Origin of the sequence: Nonomuraea recticatena (assembly GCF_039533245.1) — a bacterium.
GTDB lineage: Bacteria > Actinomycetota > Actinomycetes > Streptosporangiales > Streptosporangiaceae > Nonomuraea > Nonomuraea roseola.
This window is the reverse complement of record NZ_BAAATE010000009.1, coordinates 258,587-274,310: the sequence shown is the minus strand read 5'-3', so window position 1 is coordinate 274,310 and position 15,724 is coordinate 258,587. Positions and strand designations below refer to the sequence as shown.

At 67.4% G+C, this 15,724-nt stretch carries 21 protein-coding genes; 7 read left to right on the top strand and 14 right to left on the bottom strand.

The window, feature by feature from the left end; all coding sequences use genetic code 11:
• Positions 1-321 precede the first annotated feature (321 nt).
• Entirely contained in the window at positions 322-1,278 is a 957-nt protein-coding gene (locus ABFX50_RS20450) for an NAD-dependent epimerase/dehydratase family protein (RefSeq protein WP_346148579.1), read from the top strand.
• Positions 1,279-2,100: 822 nt separating this feature from the next.
• On the opposite strand, the gene ABFX50_RS20445 is transcribed toward ABFX50_RS20450, so the two are convergent.
• Positions 2,101-2,547: a hypothetical protein gene (locus ABFX50_RS20445; protein WP_346148577.1), complete on the bottom strand. Its 447-nt coding sequence runs from the start codon at positions 2,545-2,547 to the stop codon at positions 2,101-2,103.
• Between the two features lie 151 nt (positions 2,548-2,698).
• Positions 2,699-2,854 carry a hypothetical protein gene (locus tag ABFX50_RS20440; protein WP_346148575.1) on the bottom strand — a complete coding sequence of 52 codons (156 nt, stop codon included), beginning with the start codon at positions 2,852-2,854 and terminating at the stop codon, positions 2,699-2,701.
• 53 nt (positions 2,855-2,907) lie between these two features.
• On the opposite strand from ABFX50_RS20440, the gene ABFX50_RS20435 reads away from it, so the two are divergent.
• Positions 2,908-3,099, top strand: a complete 192-nt coding sequence (locus ABFX50_RS20435; RefSeq protein ID WP_346148573.1) for a hypothetical protein — start codon at positions 2,908-2,910, stop codon at positions 3,097-3,099.
• Here ABFX50_RS20435 and ABFX50_RS20430 read toward each other — a convergent pair.
• Positions 3,089-3,718 (bottom strand): hypothetical protein, encoded by a 630-nt coding sequence (locus ABFX50_RS20430; RefSeq protein ID WP_346148571.1) that lies wholly within the window; start codon positions 3,716-3,718, stop codon positions 3,089-3,091. The genes ABFX50_RS20435 and ABFX50_RS20430 overlap by 11 nt on opposite strands.
• A gap of 93 nt (positions 3,719-3,811) precedes the next feature.
• On the opposite strand from ABFX50_RS20430, the gene ABFX50_RS20425 reads away from it, so the two are divergent.
• On the top strand, positions 3,812-4,366 hold the full coding sequence (locus tag ABFX50_RS20425) for an ArsR/SmtB family transcription factor (protein WP_346148569.1): 555 nt from the start codon (positions 3,812-3,814) through the stop codon (positions 4,364-4,366).
• A gap of 241 nt (positions 4,367-4,607) precedes the next feature.
• On the opposite strand, the gene ABFX50_RS20420 is transcribed toward ABFX50_RS20425, so the two are convergent.
• On the bottom strand, positions 4,608-5,075 hold the full coding sequence (locus ABFX50_RS20420) for a pyridoxamine 5'-phosphate oxidase family protein (RefSeq protein WP_183654180.1): 468 nt from the start codon (positions 5,073-5,075) through the stop codon (positions 4,608-4,610).
• Entirely contained in the window at positions 5,072-5,440 is a 369-nt protein-coding gene (locus tag ABFX50_RS20415; RefSeq protein ID WP_312896018.1) for a nitroreductase/quinone reductase family protein, read from the bottom strand. Before ABFX50_RS20415 ends, ABFX50_RS20420 begins: the two co-directional genes overlap by 4 nt.
• Before the next feature lie 415 nt (positions 5,441-5,855).
• Here ABFX50_RS20415 and ABFX50_RS20410 point away from each other — a divergent pair, with 415 nt between their 5' ends.
• The gene (locus ABFX50_RS20410; RefSeq protein WP_346148567.1) at positions 5,856-6,344 is read left to right on the top strand and encodes a hypothetical protein; all 489 of its coding nucleotides are present in this window, start codon (positions 5,856-5,858) and stop codon (positions 6,342-6,344) included.
• Between the two features lie 336 nt (positions 6,345-6,680).
• Here ABFX50_RS20410 and ABFX50_RS20405 read toward each other — a convergent pair whose 3' ends face one another.
• Both ABFX50_RS20405 and ABFX50_RS20400 read right to left on the bottom strand, forming a co-directional pair.
• Positions 6,681-6,899 carry a hypothetical protein gene (locus tag ABFX50_RS20405; RefSeq protein ID WP_346148565.1) on the bottom strand — a complete coding sequence of 73 codons (219 nt, stop codon included), beginning with the start codon at positions 6,897-6,899 and terminating at the stop codon, positions 6,681-6,683.
• A 176-nt stretch (positions 6,900-7,075) separates the two neighbouring features.
• A complete protein-coding gene (locus ABFX50_RS20400; RefSeq protein ID WP_346148563.1) occupies positions 7,076-7,570 on the bottom strand; it encodes a cupin domain-containing protein in 495 nt (164 codons plus the stop codon).
• A gap of 365 nt (positions 7,571-7,935) precedes the next feature.
• Here ABFX50_RS20400 and ABFX50_RS20395 point away from each other — a divergent pair, with 365 nt between their 5' ends.
• Positions 7,936-8,595 carry a hypothetical protein gene (locus ABFX50_RS20395; protein ID WP_346148561.1) on the top strand — a complete coding sequence of 220 codons (660 nt, stop codon included), beginning with the start codon at positions 7,936-7,938 and terminating at the stop codon, positions 8,593-8,595.
• Between the two features lie 66 nt (positions 8,596-8,661).
• On the opposite strand, the gene ABFX50_RS20390 is transcribed toward ABFX50_RS20395, so the two are convergent.
• The 4 genes from ABFX50_RS20390 to ABFX50_RS20375 form a co-directional block, all read right to left on the bottom strand.
• On the bottom strand, positions 8,662-9,810 hold the full coding sequence (locus ABFX50_RS20390; protein WP_346148559.1) for an NAD(P)/FAD-dependent oxidoreductase: 1,149 nt from the start codon (positions 9,808-9,810) through the stop codon (positions 8,662-8,664).
• A gap of 67 nt (positions 9,811-9,877) precedes the next feature.
• On the bottom strand, positions 9,878-10,603 hold the full coding sequence (locus ABFX50_RS20385; RefSeq protein WP_346148557.1) for a sigma factor-like helix-turn-helix DNA-binding protein: 726 nt from the start codon (positions 10,601-10,603) through the stop codon (positions 9,878-9,880).
• A 12-nt stretch (positions 10,604-10,615) separates the two neighbouring features.
• The gene (locus ABFX50_RS20380; protein ID WP_346148555.1) at positions 10,616-10,723 is read right to left on the bottom strand and encodes a sigma factor; all 108 of its coding nucleotides are present in this window, start codon (positions 10,721-10,723) and stop codon (positions 10,616-10,618) included.
• A 228-nt stretch (positions 10,724-10,951) separates the two neighbouring features.
• Entirely contained in the window at positions 10,952-11,833 is an 882-nt protein-coding gene (locus ABFX50_RS20375; protein WP_346148553.1) for a sigma-70 family RNA polymerase sigma factor, read from the bottom strand.
• A 458-nt stretch (positions 11,834-12,291) separates the two neighbouring features.
• On the opposite strand from ABFX50_RS20375, the gene ABFX50_RS20370 reads away from it, so the two are divergent.
• The gene (locus ABFX50_RS20370) at positions 12,292-12,924 is read left to right on the top strand and encodes a flavodoxin family protein (protein ID WP_346148551.1); all 633 of its coding nucleotides are present in this window, start codon (positions 12,292-12,294) and stop codon (positions 12,922-12,924) included.
• 226 nt (positions 12,925-13,150) lie between these two features.
• Here ABFX50_RS20370 and ABFX50_RS20365 read toward each other — a convergent pair whose 3' ends face one another.
• On the bottom strand, positions 13,151-13,321 hold the full coding sequence (locus ABFX50_RS20365) for a hypothetical protein (RefSeq protein ID WP_346148549.1): 171 nt from the start codon (positions 13,319-13,321) through the stop codon (positions 13,151-13,153).
• 350 nt (positions 13,322-13,671) lie between these two features.
• Here ABFX50_RS20365 and ABFX50_RS20360 point away from each other — a divergent pair, with 350 nt between their 5' ends.
• Complete coding sequence (locus ABFX50_RS20360) at positions 13,672-14,685, top strand: hypothetical protein (protein ID WP_346148547.1); 1,014 nt, start codon at positions 13,672-13,674, stop codon at positions 14,683-14,685.
• A 120-nt stretch (positions 14,686-14,805) separates the two neighbouring features.
• On the opposite strand, the gene ABFX50_RS20355 is transcribed toward ABFX50_RS20360, so the two are convergent.
• Positions 14,806-15,165: a DUF1801 domain-containing protein gene (locus ABFX50_RS20355; protein WP_346148545.1), complete on the bottom strand. Its 360-nt coding sequence runs from the start codon at positions 15,163-15,165 to the stop codon at positions 14,806-14,808.
• A 1-nt stretch (position 15,166) separates the two neighbouring features.
• Positions 15,167-15,712: a dihydrofolate reductase family protein gene (locus tag ABFX50_RS20350; RefSeq protein WP_346148543.1), complete on the bottom strand. Its 546-nt coding sequence runs from the start codon at positions 15,710-15,712 to the stop codon at positions 15,167-15,169.
• Positions 15,713-15,724: the final 12 nt, after the last annotated feature.

Here is a 15,724-nt window from a genome sequence, read left to right as displayed (position 1 = left end):
GAGGCTCCCGGTTGGGGCATCGGATCTTGGTCGACTGCTGTCTTACCGGGAGCCTCCTCTCATCCGCCATCGCTCCGCGCACACCCACCGCGACCAGCGCCGTCAGGGTGAAAAGAGCTCACTGATCTCAACAGCACAGCAACGGGGATGACTTTCCGCCGTGGCGCCGCCGGCCGAACTCGCTTGCCCTCGCCTTTCGGGTGCCTACGGCATACCGCCGGCCGCGCCACTCCGAACGGGTCTTTGGCTACGCCTGTGGGTGCTCCACCTTGACCAGTTCCTCAGAGCGCTTCGTGATTCCTCTTAGTACTGTCGCTGGCCATGCGGATTCTTGTTCTTGGCGGTACATCTTTTGTGGGTCGCGCCATCGTAGAGGACGCCCTGCGTGCCGATGCCGAGGTGACCCTGTTCGGCCGAGGCAAGACCGGGACCGACTTGTTCCCCCAGCTGACGCGACTCATCGGCGACCGCGACACCGGCGACTACGCAGCACTGCACGATGGCACATGGGACGCGGTCGTGGACGTCAGCGGCTACGTGCCGCGCCATGTCGCGCAGTCGATGGACGCGCTCCGGGACCGGGTTGGCCGATACCTGTTCATCTCAAGCCACGCGGTGTATCAGCGCACTAGCGTGGGACCGGGTTCGGATGAGGACGCTCCGCGTCGGCCGGTGGTGCGCGATACCGAGGAGCTCGACGACGACACCTACGGTCCGCTCAAGGTGGCATGTGAGGACGATGTGGTGGCGCGGTACGGCTCGCGAGCGACGATCGTCCGGCCGGGAAAGGTGGCCGGGCCACACGATCCATCGGACATGTTCACGTACTGGGTGCGACGTGCCTCGCGCGGCGGGCCGGTGGCGCTGCCCGCAGATCCCAAGCAGCCGGTGCAGATCATCGACTCGCGCGACTTGGCTCGCCTGGTGGTGCGGTTGCTCATTGACGAGCGCTCCGGCGCGTTCAACGCGGTGGGGCCTGCTGAGCCGACCACGCTCGGGGCACTCATCGAGACCTGTGCGCGGGTGGCGGGCACTGAAGTCGAGATCGTGCCGGTGTCACCCGACGTGGTGCCACCGCTGTTCCCGCTGGTGCGGACGAACTGGCCAACGCAGCAGCGCAGCTCGGCGCGGGCCCGTGCGGCGGGCATGCCCGCGACCCCGCTGGAGGTGACGGCGGCCGACGTATTGGCCTGGGACCGCGAGCGCGGTGAGCCACCCCTGCGGAATGGTTTCTCTCCAATGGAGGAGCGAGCCCTACTGGCGCAGCAGGGGCGGTAGCGACCCGATTTGGATGGGACTTGTGGGAGTCCGATGGACTCCCACCAGGCGTTGGAATTTCATCGATTACTACCGGGACCCTGTTATGCCTCCGGCGGCCTCGGGATCAAGGATGATCTCGACGAACACCAGGCGGTCAGTGGTTGAGGTGGAAGCCTGAGCGTCCCGTCACCATCGCCCCAGGACAAGCCCAGCAGACCAAGGGTCAGAGGTGAAGGTCGTTCTTCCAGTGAGGAGCTCCACCTTCACCTCTGACCCCTGGCCCGCTTCCCTGACGGGTGGGACGACGGTGACGGGACGATCGGGCGGGAGACGTGTGCCGTACGCACGGGCGAGGCCTACCGATCCCGACTTGCACCGAGGCAAGCGACGACGTGCGAGACATCTGGCGCCAGGAAAAGTTGAAAGTGGTACGGAAGCTGGTCACTCTTCACGTAACCCAGAAGCACTTGAGCAAAGTCACATGCTTTGAGATCTTCGATAGCCTCAGCGAACCCGAGCGAAGGAATCCCTTTCCGTCGGATGTACCGCTCACGACGACGATAGATGCCGAGCAGTTCCCGGATGGACACTCTCTCCTCCCAGACATGGAATTCGTCGCCGGCAAGGAGCGCGCTCCGACAAGCGGATGCCGCCTCTCCGCCACAGTCGAGCAGTCCAGCGAGTGTCATCCGCTCCACGGCATCAGGGTTCCATGCGCGTGTGCGTTGCGTGCCGTCAGTGCGGTCATTCACGGGGAGTCGCGGCGACTCTCGGCCAAAGGGCAATGCGGCCTGACCGGCACTGCCGCAGCCTGCAAGATCACGATCCGTACTCTCCAAGCTAGCAACGAGGTTGGCGCCAGAGGGTTGGCCAATGACCGTTCTGCTTCAAGAGCCGTTTCGCGGCGTGCTGTGTGGCTTGGGAACCCGACCGCCCGACAGCGATCTCCGTGAGCAGCCCGGCAAAGAGCCCGACTTCATCAGTGATCACCCATGCCAGCGCTCGTGAGATCCAATACTCGGACGGCCCCGAAAGCCCGCACTGGATGACCGCTTGCAGGACCTCAGCGATGTCTGGATCATCAGGACCAAGCGCCTGCCTGGCAAGGCTCTCCACTTCGTCCCGCGGCCTCTCCAACAGCGGTAAGAGCGCCAGCCTCGACATGGCAAAAGGGGTATCAACCCCAGCATTTCGCGACTCGACATTCCAGGTGATCCCATTGACGAGCACCAGCCACGGACCATCCGGCTCAACGGCCAGGACCCTGCGGACGGAACCAGTCTCCATGTCCACCAGCCTGACACGTCCCGCAGCAAGATCCGCAACATGCCCGGAATGATCAACATAGGCGAGCCCTGAGCCATATGAGTTCCCGCAGCTCAGTAGCAGAGCGCTGACTGATGAACAGCAGTGTTGCGACGACTCCTTGAACCCAAGCTCAGCACAGGAGACCACCACCTTCGGGGACCTCGCCACAGGAAGCGGCGATGCCGATGTCGTATCCCCCGACGCCGTCAACGCTGTGCCCTCCTATCGCGAGGAAAGCCGTGGCATCAGCGAGATAGGCCAAACGAAAGAGGATGAAGATCATCATGTCGCACTATGCACGACTGGGGATCGCGGGTATCAGGTGGTCCCAGAATGGCTATGACCTGGCCGGATGACGCTTTCGGCAGGCGCAGAGCCATGGGACTGCGCCCGACACGCCTCGGCTACGCCTACCAGGACCTGTTCACCGCGCTGCGCCTCGTGGACCTCGCGGTGGGACGTGCGAATTCCGTGCCGGTCGACAGGAACATGTTCACCGGAGACCGATTGCCGCGAACCGCTACGGCGTGATCGCGTCGGCGGCCTGGGGCGCCGGCTTCAGTAGCCTCCATCCCAAGGGTGCCAGGGCCAGCCACATGCAGAGGACCGCGAACGGCATGAGGGCCTGGCGGCCAGGTCCGTCCAGCACTTCGTAGCCGATGAACAGGACCAGAGTGGCCAGGACGAGTGTCAGGGTCGTCGTGCTGATTCGCCTCAGGATGGCCAACTGAATGATCAGGGCCAGGAACCCCAGGTAGACAAGCTGGGTGCCGAATCCATACAGGATCGACTCGGCTACGGGATTGCTTCGGATCTGCTGGTCCATGACCTCCCACTGCGCGTGAGTGTCGGTGGCGAATCCGACATACAGGTCGACGAGCATCTCGGCGATCGAGGCGGTGACGCTGATCAGTGCCACTGTCAGACTCACCCTGGCGAGGATCTGCCCGGCACCGCGGCTTCGGACCCGGCGGAACAGTTCGACGCAGGCGATGGCCAGCAGCACGAAACCGATGAGCCACACCGCATGCGCGATCGTCGACCACGGCTCGACTCCTTCATTGCCGCCGAACCTCATGAAGGTCCAGCCGCCGAGCTGCCCCACCGGCGCCAGGATGAGTGACCACCCGGCGATTCGATTCCAGATCATGGGCCCGACCCTAGCCTTGCAGAATTTTTTCTGCAAGTTTTTCTCTGCATGTAGTTTTCTGCAGAATTGCCTCGGCATGGTTAAGCTGGTCAAATGTCAAGCGAACCGGTCATGCACACCCCGGCGGCGATGAAGGCGCTCGCCAGCCCACTGCGGCGAGAGATCCTCCGCCACCTCGCCAATCACGGCCCAGCCACCTCCACCACGCTGGCCAAAGCCATGGGCCAGAACACCGGGACCACCAGCTACCACCTGCGGATGCTGTCCGACACCGGTTTCGTGACCGAGTTGCGCGACCGCGCCAAAGGGCGGGAACGCTGGTGGGACGTCGTTAAAGCCGACCGGCGGACGCCCCCCCGCGAAGAACTGACCAATGCCGAACAAGACCTCGCCGAGCAACTGGGTGACTCCAAACTCGCCGAGGACCTACGGCTGCTGTCAGCCTTCGCCCACAACCGGGACGAGGCCGGCGACTGGCAGCAGAGCTCCCGCGCCAGCACCTTCATGACCAAGGCGCAGCTCAAGGAGTTCCACGAGGAGTACCTCAAACTGGTGCACCGCTTCGGCACCGACCGCGACAACGCACCCGCCGACGCCCGGATGATCCTGCTGCGCTGGATCGGTTTCCCCGACCCCCGCGGAATCTGATCCCCTCCGCCTCGACGCGGGGGTTGACGATCACGCGAACGAAGAGTCGCCTCAGCGGACCACACATCGCGGTTAAGGTCCGAGAACTTGATCTAGGTTGGGACTGATGCTGCCTGTACCGATTCAAACCTCGTACACGGATCTCCCTGTCACGATCACTTCCCGGCAGCAGCAGCCGTATGAACGCGAAGACGGTCGTCAGGCGCGGCACTGAGCAGGGACGTCGCCCGCCTGCGGTGACCTACGTGTCCTTCTTCCAGATCTGGCTGCGCAGGTCCGTGCCCCGGATCACCTGGACCCGCCATGGCTCCAGCCGCAGCACGTGCAGCTTCGGGTCGCCTGGACTGGTCCAGAAGTTGCCCAGGTCGTAGCCCGCCCCACGGGGGCTGGTCCTGCGATACAGATCCCATACGCGACGCTTGACCTCGATGTCCTCCACCCATTCCGCGACCGTGTCGACGCTCACCGCGTTCTGGCGCGGCGTCCAGTACGAGAACGTGGTGTGCGGATTCCCGGCCAGGTGGCCCGCCTTGACCGGCGTCTTGTAGGTCGCCAGCCAGCCCAGCGGCTCACCGTCCACCACCTCCCAGACGGGGATGAGCACCCGCGCGCGGGGGCGGCCCTTCTTGTCCACCGTCGTCATGGTCGCGTAGACGATGTCGCCGATGTAGGCCTCGAAAGCGTCCTGGATCTCGCTGAACTTCGTCATGCCGTCTCCTCAAGCACCACTACCGGGATCTCGCCCCGTGCCGCGTCCGCGTAACGCTGGTAGACCGGCTCGCGTGCCACCAGCTTCTTCCACAACTGCCGCCGCTCCGCGCCCCGGGCCGTGTGCGCCCGCACACGCAACGTCCTGCCGTCCACCCGGACCTCGGCGTCCGGGTTGACCATCAGGTCCCGGTACCAGCCCGGCAGGTGCGGACCGGCCTCCGAGCCCGGCCCGACCAGAACCAGGTGTCCCCGGTCCTCTCCGTAGAAGTGGGTCGTCGTCCTCGGTCGCCCGGTCTTGCGACCCACCGTCGTGATCACGAGGTCGTTACTCATGGCCGCAGCATCGCCGAGGCGACTTCGGATTTCCTTCGGACCCTCTCAGGCCCGGATGCCATGTCCCGCGACGATGCCATGGTTGCTCGGTGGACGCTCATGGGTGCCTGACACGGCCATGCGTCGCGCGTTCCGCAGGCGCGAACGACGAAGGACCCCCGAGTGTTCTGGGGGTCCTGGTGGTGGCGGCCGTCGAAGGGGAGGGCGCGGCCAGGTGAGCACCCTGCGTCATGCGGCGACGCGTCGAGGATGCGCTGTTTCGACCGGCGATGCACTTGGCGTAGAGGCGCAGCAGCCGCTTCGGGCTCGTTGCGCCAGAGGGAGACGGCTCGTGCCGAAGGAGGGCAAGGCTCTTGTGGACCGCTTCGCACTTACATTCGATCCCCTACTCTGTCGCCAGACATAACGGGCAGAACGACCTTGACCGGAGGATCAGTTGGGGGTCTTGTACGACTACTACAGGGCGGCTGACAGGCAGGCTGCCATGGCCGAGCCGGACAGGGGCCGTGCCGAGTCCGGGAGTCCCTCTTTCGACGCTGTGGACGCCAAGGGGATTGATCCGGTGGTCATCCTTGGCCAGCTTGTCGCCCTCATCAGGGACGTGCCCTACGACTTGGATCTCGTCCGGACGATCACCCTCTACCCACCGCCCGAGGGCGGCCCGCAGTCTCTTGAGGAGTGGGAGGCGCTGCCGGAGGACTCGCCGTACAAGGAGGGGCCCGGTATCGAGGAGCTCCCTGCCGACGTACGGGACTCGCTGGCCGGCGTGCCTGACGCCCGGTTGGCCGATCTTGCCGAACGGTGGGGGCAGATCGAGGAGTTCTTCGGCCGCCCTGACGAGGGCTACCTGACGACACTGATGGGAGAGCTGCGAGAGCTCGCTCAACGGGCGCAAGCAGAAGAGCAGATGATCTATTGCTGGACGTGCGTATAGACGAGGAACTCGGAAGGCTCGGCGAGCCGGCTGCTTGGCTAGCCGATCACCAGCGTGGCGGGCCGCAGGTCGCGAAAGCGTCTCGCCACCGATGGCCAGATCCACTTGTCATCCGATGGCCATTGACGTTGTGCGCCGAGGACAAGTCTCCGGCGAGGGCGCTCCGGGTCATGGGGATGTTCGTCGCACCAGCTCAAGGCTCGTCGGTGGCTGGCGCTGAGGCCTGGTGATCCCGACTGCGATCGACCCGGGACAAGCCGAGCAGACCAGGGCCGTGGGTGCCAGATCTCGTGGCTACATCACCTGTTCACCAGAGCCAGCGGCGGCTCCGACCCCTCATCGGCTGTTTGCCAGCAAAGCCAGGAGGATCAGGCCGATGATCACCAAGCCGACGACATCCAGCGCGGTGAGGCCATCGTCGCTTCCTGCGTTGCGATGCCGAGCATCCCAGTCCCGCTTGTTGCTTGCCCGATTCATATCGGCGAGGTTGCGGCTCATCCGGTCCACCTGACCCTGGGTGCGCCTTTCTGAGGCCCTGTAATCGTCGAAGCCCATCGAGTGTTCCCTCTCCACGGAGTTACTCGGTGCGACCACGATGGCACTCCATGCTATTGCGCGGAAGGGATAAATCTGTAACCCTCCGCCTGCAGCCGACAAGCCAAGCGATTGGTACCGTTGCCGGCTCTGACTTCAGGTGAGTTGACGACCGATGGGATGCAGGGGGCCGATGTTCACGGTGCGGCGTACTGGTCGTGCTTGGCGTACAGCTCGGTCCATTCCTCGTCGGTGAGCCGGCGGCCTGAGGCGACGATGTCGGCGAGCTCCTGGAAGTACGCCTCCCTGGGCGCGCCCGGCGTGAACAGCACCAGCATGGAAGCAGGTGCATCGGAGTTGTTGCTGAAGGCGTGGACCCCGCCTGGCGGCACGTACAGGAAGTCGCCCGGGGTCGCGTCCAGCCATCGCTCGCCGTTGTACAGCGAGACGGTGCCCTCCAGGACGAAGAACGACTCGGAGATGGTCCGGTGAAAGTGGGCGCCGGGGCCGTTGGGGATCGCGGCCATGTCCCAGCGGTAGAGACCGAACTGGCCATCGGTGCTCGCCCCGGTCGCCAGATAGCCGACCCGGGACTTGACTCCGATCGTGAGGTCCGGCGGCGCGTCGGCCGGCCGGAAGGTTGCGTCGGCGATCCCGTGATCCTTCAGGTATCGCGGCGGAGGGTAGGACATCGGTTACTCGCTCCCAGCGGTGGATGGTTCTGAGCGGCATGACCCTACGTGCTGAAGAGGGTCCACCGGGAGATCCAATTCCTGCCTGTTTGATTGCGCCAAATCTCCGGGGCGGCCGCAGTATGCACGGATCCGCCGCGCCGCCGGGCGGTCGCGGTGGTCGTCCGGGACAGTTCCCGTCCAGCGATCTCGCCCCGTGCGCGCCGGGTCTCGGCGCCAACGCGACAGAGCCGTGGCGCCGCGCCCCCACTCCCCTACCCTTCGACGCCTCGCGGCCGTCTTCCGCGATCGCGGGGGCCGCGCGCGAGCGCCGATCCCGGTGCGGGATGCTGTCTCCGGCTACCGGATCTTGGAGGCGGACGTCCATGAACGAGCGCGGGCACCCGGCCCTCCGTGTGCTGCGAGGTGTGGCGCTGACCCTCGCGGGGTTCGCGCTTCCCGCGGGAGGGATGTGGCTCGGCCACCACACCGGCATGTGGGGGCTCGGGGTGACCATGTGCGTACTCGGCGGCGTCTTCCTGATCGCGGGCCCTGTCCTGCACGCGGCGAACCGGGAGGCGAGGGCGAAGGCCGGGGTCGCGCTGCTGGCGCTGGGCATGCCGTTGCTGCTCCTCTCCTGCGGGATGCTCAAGGACGAGCTCGCCTTCGGCGACCTGACCAGGTACGGCACGACCGCCGTCTGCCCAGTCGTGAGCGCGAGGGCCATCGGGGACGAATCGGACGCCACGGGCGCCACGACCTATGACTACAAGCTGGCCTGCCCGGGAGGCGAGATCGAGCTCGTCGACGACGCCTTGACCGCGCCCGGCACGACCAAGGAGGTCCGCTATGACCCGGCGGGCCGCACCTCCGCGGTGATGACCGGCTGGGACTACTACCACCACACCCAGAAGCTGCCGATGATGCCGTGGGTCCTGGCGGGGCTGGTGGCGGCGACGGCGCTCTCGTGGGCGCTGGCCATCGTGTCCGCGCGCCCGCGCAGGCAGAGCGGCCCTGGTCCGGTCACTCGACCAGGACCGCCGTAGTGGGGCACAGCATGGGGTGGGCCATGAAGTGCCGGCCGTGGCGGGCCCGGTTCGTGAACGTGAAGGTCATCGGGCGGCGCGTGACGGGACCTGGGCCACGCTCGATCGGGCGGAGCCCTTCGGCCACAGGTAGGTGCCGGGGCGGCGCCGTTCCAGCCGGAGCGAGCCGAGGGTGAAGCGGCAGACCTGCTCCTTCACCCAAGCGGCGGCCCGCCCGGTGAGGACCAGGTCGAGCGGGGAGTCGTCGTGGCGGACCGTCTGGATCACGCCGTCGCGGCGGCCGAGGCTGACGCACTGGATGAGGTACCTGAACCGGAACGCCCTGGCCGTACGGCCTGCGGCTCTGGCGTTGATGACGTCGGCGGCGTGGGCCGCGATCGGCATGCCGACGGCGCACGACATGCGGGAGGCTCCCGCGCCGGGGATCTCGACGGCCGCGGCGTCGCCGATCACGTAGACGTCGGGGTGCGACACCGATCTCAGCGTGTCGTCGACGACGGCTCGGCCGTGTTCGTCGACCGCGAGACCCGACTCGGCGGCCAGCGGCGGCACGGTGAACGATCCTGCCCAGACCACGACGTCGGCCCGGATGTCTCCCCGGTTCGTGAGCAGCCGTCCCGGTTCGACGGCGGCGACCCGGGTGTCGAGGTGCGTGGTGACGCCGAGCCCGGCCAGCACTCTGGTGACGTGGGCTCTGCCCTTGGCCGAGAGCCCTGGCCCCGGCTCCTTGCCGGTCACGAGGCCGACCCGCCAGGAGGGGTAGGTCTCAGCCAGTTCGGCGGCCAGTTCGATGCCGGTCAGCCCGCCGCCGACGACGGTCAGGTCGCCGCTCCCGCCGTACAGGCGGGCTCGTAGCTCGCCTGCCTTCTCGGGGGTGAAGGCGTGCTCGGCCACGCCGGGCAGGCTCACGTCGGTGCGGCTGCCGAGGGCGTAGACCAGCGTGTCGTAGCCGAACGCGCGCCCGTCGGCCGTGCGGACGAGCTTCGCCTCCAGGTCGAGGCCGCTCACCGTGGCGGTGACCGTGTCGATGCCTGTCCCGCGCGTCAGCTCCGCCAGCGGCACGGTGATGCTCGGCCTGCCGGCGGCGAGTTCGTGCAGCCTGATGCGCTGGCTGAAGTGCCCGTCAGCGCTGATCAGGGTGACGCGATGACTCCGGTCCAGCCGCAGCGCCGCCGTCGTCCCCGCGTATCCCGCTCCGATGACCACGATGTCCATGTCCGTCTCCTCATGGGTGCCTGCAGGGGAGACGACGTGGCGAGGCGAAACGTGAGAGTGATCCGCGTCACACGTGGCGGAGCTTGTGCGGGTTCCTGACGACGTCGATCTCGGTGACGCGCCCGTCGGCCACGGTGAAGGCCATCACGCTGTCCACCCCGCCGTCCGCGCCGCGGACCACCACGCCAGGAGCGCCGTTGACCTCGAGGAATTCGGCGGACATGCCGACGTACCAGCGCTCGATCATCCCCAGGAGCAGCCTGGCGACCTTCATGGCGCCGACGACGGGCACGAGCGCCACGGTGACGACGCCACCGCCGTCCGCCCGCCAGACGACCTCGGGGTCGAGGACGGCCACCAGGGCGGGCAGGTCGCCGGTGGTGGCGGCCGCGGCGAACGCCTCGACCACCTTCAGATGCGCCGAACGGTCGGACGTCCGTCGCGGCGCGTAGTCCTGCACCCGCCCGCGCGCCCGGGACGCCAGTTGCCTGACAGCATCGACGCTCCTGCCGAGAATCCGCGAGATCTCCTCGTACGGCACCGCGAAGACGTCGTGGAGGACGAGCGAGGTGCGTTCGGCGGGAGAGAGCCGCTCCATGACGGCGAGGAGCGCCAGGCTGACCGAATCGTCCATGGCCACCCGCTCGTCAGGCCCGAGCTCCTTGACCACCGGTTCGGGAAGCCATTCGCCGACGTACGTCTCCCTTCGGGAACGGGCCGAGGTCAGGGAGTCGTAGCAGATCCTGCTCACCACCATGGTCAGGTAGGCGCGCTCGTCGGCGACCTCCCGCACGTCGACCTGCCGCTATCGCAGCCACGTTTCCTGGACGGCGTCGTCGGCGTCGACGGTCGTACCGAGGATCCGGTACGCGACACCCCACAGATGGCCGCGATGGGCCTCGAACCCCTCCACGGCCCCCGACTCTATGCCCGTCCGCCCGTCCCTGTGCCCCGGCGGCTTCGGCGTCCCGGCGGCGCCGGTGCGGAAGCCGCTCGGGATCGCGTCACGTCGGGAGCCGCGCCCTGCTGAGCACGTGCCTCCGCCCGCCTGAACAGGCGAAAGGCGCGGGCGCATGCCCGTTTGCGCGGGTCACACGTCAGATCGACGCGGACACCGCGCGTGGGCCGGTCGAGGCCGCCGTCATGAGTCGAGGACGGCCAGGTCGAGCTCCTGGAGGCGCGCCGGGTCGGCGATCACTTCGTACTCGGCGATCTTCCCGTCCCTGAACGTGAGGGTGAGGGCGAGGACGAGTCGTCCGTGCGGAGCCACGACGATTCCCATGGCTCCGTTCACGAGGGCCGGCTCCGCGAACCGGGCACGCTGCGCGAGGAGAAGCGTCTCCTCCACCACGGCTTCCACACCGCGGATCTCTGTCGGTACGCCCGGTGGCAGCGCGGCGGCGTTGGCCCTGCGCACGACGCCCGGGTCGAGGACCGCGAGAAGTCCGTTGATGTCCCGGCCACGTGAGGCGGCCAGGAAGGCCTCGACGACCCGGCGGTGCCAGGCGAGATCGGCGCCGGCCACTGTGGCGACGCCTTTCACCCTTTGGCGGGCGCGACTGGCGAGCTTCTTGGTCGTGACCGATGACCGTCCCACGATGGGCGCGAGCTCGTCGAAGGGTACGGCGAACATGTCGTGCAGCACGAAGGCGATCCGCTCCGCGGGCGACAGCCTTTCCAGCACCACCAGCAGCGCGCGGCCGACCGAGTCGGCCAGCACCGCTTCGCGTTCGGGATCCGTCTGGCGTCCGCTCGTGCTCGGTTCGGGAACATTCCACCCCACGGGCTCGTCGCGTCGCGCCTTCCGGGATCGAAGCAGGTCGAGACACACGTGCGCGACGACGGCCGTCAGCCATCCCGCCAGGTTCTCGACGCCGCTGACGTCGGAGCGGTTGAGCCGTAGCCAGGATTCCTGGACAGCGTCCTCGGCGTCGCTCAGTGAGCCGAGCATCCGGTAGGCAACCGCCTGCAAGTGGCCGCGATGGGCCTCGAACTGTTCCGCCAGAAAATCGTGCTCGTCCATCGGTCACCTTTCCTCGTCGCATTTCGTCATAGGCGATGGAGTGAGGTAGGGCTCGATGATCGAGCGTGTGGTCGCCTGCAGGCCAAGGCATGTGCCGTGCCTTTGGCCTGCAGGGCCACGAGTGTAACCGGTCAAGGTTCACTCACAGGGCCTGGGTTCGCCAGGCACCGGATGACGGGCGTCGCTGGTAGTGGCGGACGCCGTACAGCCCTTCGGCCCCAGCTGAGGCGGGGCGAGAGGCGCAGCGACCCCAGCCGACGACTGAGCGTTCCCGGCCGCCTTGGCGCCGGCCGAACGTCAGAGCCGTCGATGACGAAAAAGGAGAAGATCTCAAGTGAGTCTGTTCGTCGTGCGTTCCCGAGTCAGGGAAGAGAGCCCCCGAGCCGCTCGAGGTCGTCGGATCGTCCGGGCTGTTCGAGTAGGCGCGGCCGGCAATGCGTGACTATCAGGAGGATGGCATGTTCGACGAGACTCAGGTGCGGGTCGCGGTGGCCTTTCACAGCGCCTACGGGCACACCGCCCGCCAGGCCGAGGCCGTGGCCGACGGCGCCAGGGCGGTGGAAGGGACGACGGTGGAACTGCTGGCGGTCGACGAGCTCGACGACGCGCTGTGGTCGAGCCTTGACGCCGCGGACGCGATCGTGTTCGGCGCCCCGACCTACATGGGCAGCCCGTCGGCGGGTTTCAAGATCTTCGCGGAGGGGACCAGCGCCGTCCTGAAGGACAACCTGCGGTGGAAGGACAAGGTCGCGGCGGGGTTCACCAACAGCGGCTGCATGAGCGGCGACAAGCTCAACACCCTGGTCGACCTGGCGATGCTCGCCGCCCAGCACGGCATGATCTGGGTCGGGCTGGCCCTGCCCGGTGGATGGTCGAGCAGCGGCGGCTCGGTGGAGGATCTCAACCGGCTGGGCAGTTGGCTGGGTGCGATGGCCCAGTCCGACAGCGACGTCGGCCCGGACATCGCGCCGCCTGCCACGGACCTGCGGACGGCGAGCGAACTCGGACGACGCGTGGCCATCGTCACCCGGGCGTACCGACGCGGCGCCGATCTCGAGCAGCTCGCGGCTCACCAGGCCGTCTCGGCCTGATCCGGCCGTTCAGGAGCGCCGTCCCCAGGGAGACGGCCGTTCGGGAGCGCCGTCTCCGGCGGGACGGCGCTCCCTGGCGACACGCACATGGCATGTTCTCGGCGCTTACGCCTCTTTCGGCCACAGGGGTGACGCGTCAACGCCTCCTGCGAGGGTTGGAAAAGCCGTGGAATGGGGGTGAGGCGAATCGCGTCCCCACCCCGATCCGATCGCCTGATTACGAACCTCAGGCGTTTCTGCAGGAGGTCCCCAGCCTGCCGTCCGAGAACTCCGCCGTCGTTCGAACGCACACGATGACATCGGAGAAGTCCGCCGCGGCGAGTGCGCTGCTCGCACCCGTCAGCGACGCGCCACACACAGCAATTCCGACCACGATCCAGCCGATCATCTTCTTCATGTCCGCGTCCTCTCAGAGCGTGCTATTGCACTAGTTGTTTCATTTCAAGGATGGCGTGCGCGACGAATGATTTGTATATCGACGAGTGGCAGGATGCTGCGGAGGGAAAGGCAGCATCATGCAAGGGGAGGCCTGCCCGGCATCATGTGTTTCCCCCATCAGATTTCCTTGCGCTCTCCAGCGAACGGTCCTTCACCGCACACGGCGAATGGGCCATGGACCCGGTGACGCGGCGAGAAAATGGGCTGCGGCCCTCCGCTGAGAGCGGTGAGACTCTGTCTGTTTGCTTCCCGGCTAGTTTGTGCTCCGTGGTCACCAGGCACGCGGGACGGAGCACGCGGGGAGCGGACATGCGGGGCCACGCCATGTCCGTACTCGGCCTGACCGGCGACGAGGAGGACGTCTACCGCTACTTCCTGCGCCATCCACGCACGCCTGCGCACGAGATCCACGGGGTGTTCTCCTTCGGCGAGGAGAGAGCGACGCGGGTGATCTCACGCCTGCGAGACCTGCGGCTCCTGCACGGGGACGACGAGAGCACGTGGGCGACGGAGCCCTGTGTGGCCGTGCCGCGTCTGGTGGAGGAGCAGTTGGAGGCGATGCACCGGACGATGCGTCAGCTCACCAACCCATGGCCCATACTGCGCTCGCTGCAGCGCGACCGGCAGGTCCCGGTGCCGCAGCCGTCCGGGACGGCCGGCGGCGCAGGCGCGACGCTCCGCCGCCTGGAAGACCTCCGTGAGGTACGCGCCCACATCGACGAGCTGGCCTTCGGCGTCCAGGAAGAGGTACTGGTGGCCGAACCCTATGACGCGCTGTCTCCGGAGGGCATGGCGCACGGGCGGCCCATCGACGTCCGCTGTCTGCGGCGCGGCGTACGCATCCGCAATCTCGTGCGCGCCTCCGCCCTGGAGGATCCGGCGAGCCTGAGCCACCTGCGGGATCTGCACGCCGACGGTGCGCAGATCAGGGTGGCTGACGAGCTGTCGGAACTGGTGCTGGTCTACGACCGCCACACGGCACTGCTCCCGATCGACCTCCACGACACCGCCAGAGGCGCCCTTCGCATCGAGGAGAGCACTCTGGTGGGCAGCGTCATCAGCCTCTTCGAGAGGATGTGGGCGGCGGCGGCGGACTTCGCCGAGCTGACGGCCCCCGGCGCCGGGCAGCTCCCCCTGCTCTCCGAGGCGCAGCAGCGTGTGCTCACCTTCATGTGCACCGTGAGCAAGGACGAGGTGGGCGCCCAGCGGGCCGGTATGTCGCTGCGCACCTACCGGCGGCACATAGCCGACCTGCTGCGCATGCTCGACGCCGGCAACCGGGCACAGGCGGCGTTGATGGCGCGCGAGCGGGGCTGGGTGTGACCCCCGCGCCGGAGTTCCCGCTGGCGGACGCCGCCCGCCGAGCCGCAGCGGGGCGGTGTGGCCTGGCGGCAAAGGCGGAGCCCCGCCCCGGACGCTCCGGGACGGGGCTCGTGGCCTCGGTCAGCTTTCCAGGTCATGGGCCAGGCGCAGCCACGTGGCGAACAGGTCAGGGTCGATGTCGGCCGGAGTGCGGAGCTTGACGGCGGCCATCTGCCGGGCGGCCGGCTCCAGGCGGCCGGAGGGATCGGTGATCTCCTGGCCCCGCCACAGACCGAACGTCACGTAGGAGGGGTAGGCCTTGAAGTAGGCCACCGGGGTCCTGCCAGGGGCCGGGCCAAGGCTCCAGACCGGGTGCCCGTGCCAGACCGCACCCGGCTGAGGAAGCGCGGCGTCGACGATGGCCTGCAGTTTTTCGGCGATCTCGCGCAGGGGCTGGTCGAGGGCGGCGGCGTACTCGGTGACAGTGGTGGGCTTGGTCATCTCAGGCTCCCTGAGCGGGCTGGTAGTGCAGGTTCAGGACGCCGGTCCTGAAGGTGGTCGAACCGACCAGCTTGAGCGGCAGGCGGCCGGTGCTCTCGTCGAACAGCCGGGTTCCGGTGCCGAGCACGATCGGGTGGACCATCAGGTGGAGGTCGTCGATGAGGCCTGCCCGCAGCAGCGCCCTGGTCAGCGTGATGCTGCCGGTGACGCTGATGTTCCTGCCGGGCAGCTTTCTGATCTTCTCCAGCTCGCCGATCACGTCCGCGCCGATCAGGGTGGAGTTGTTCCACTCGGCCGTCTGGAGGGTGGTGGAGACGACCAGCTTGCGGATGTCGTTCAGTTGGTCGGCCATCTCGCCGGTCTGGTGGGGCCAGACCGCGGCGAAGGACTCGTAGGTGGCCCGGCCCAGCAGGAGCGTGTCCGCCTCGGCCTGGATCGCCATGACCGCCGCGCCCATCTCGTCGTTCATGTAGGGGAAGTGCCAGGTCTCGGGCGACTCGACGACGCCGTCCAGCGAGACGAACAACCCGGCAACGATCTTTCTCATGGTTTCTCCTGG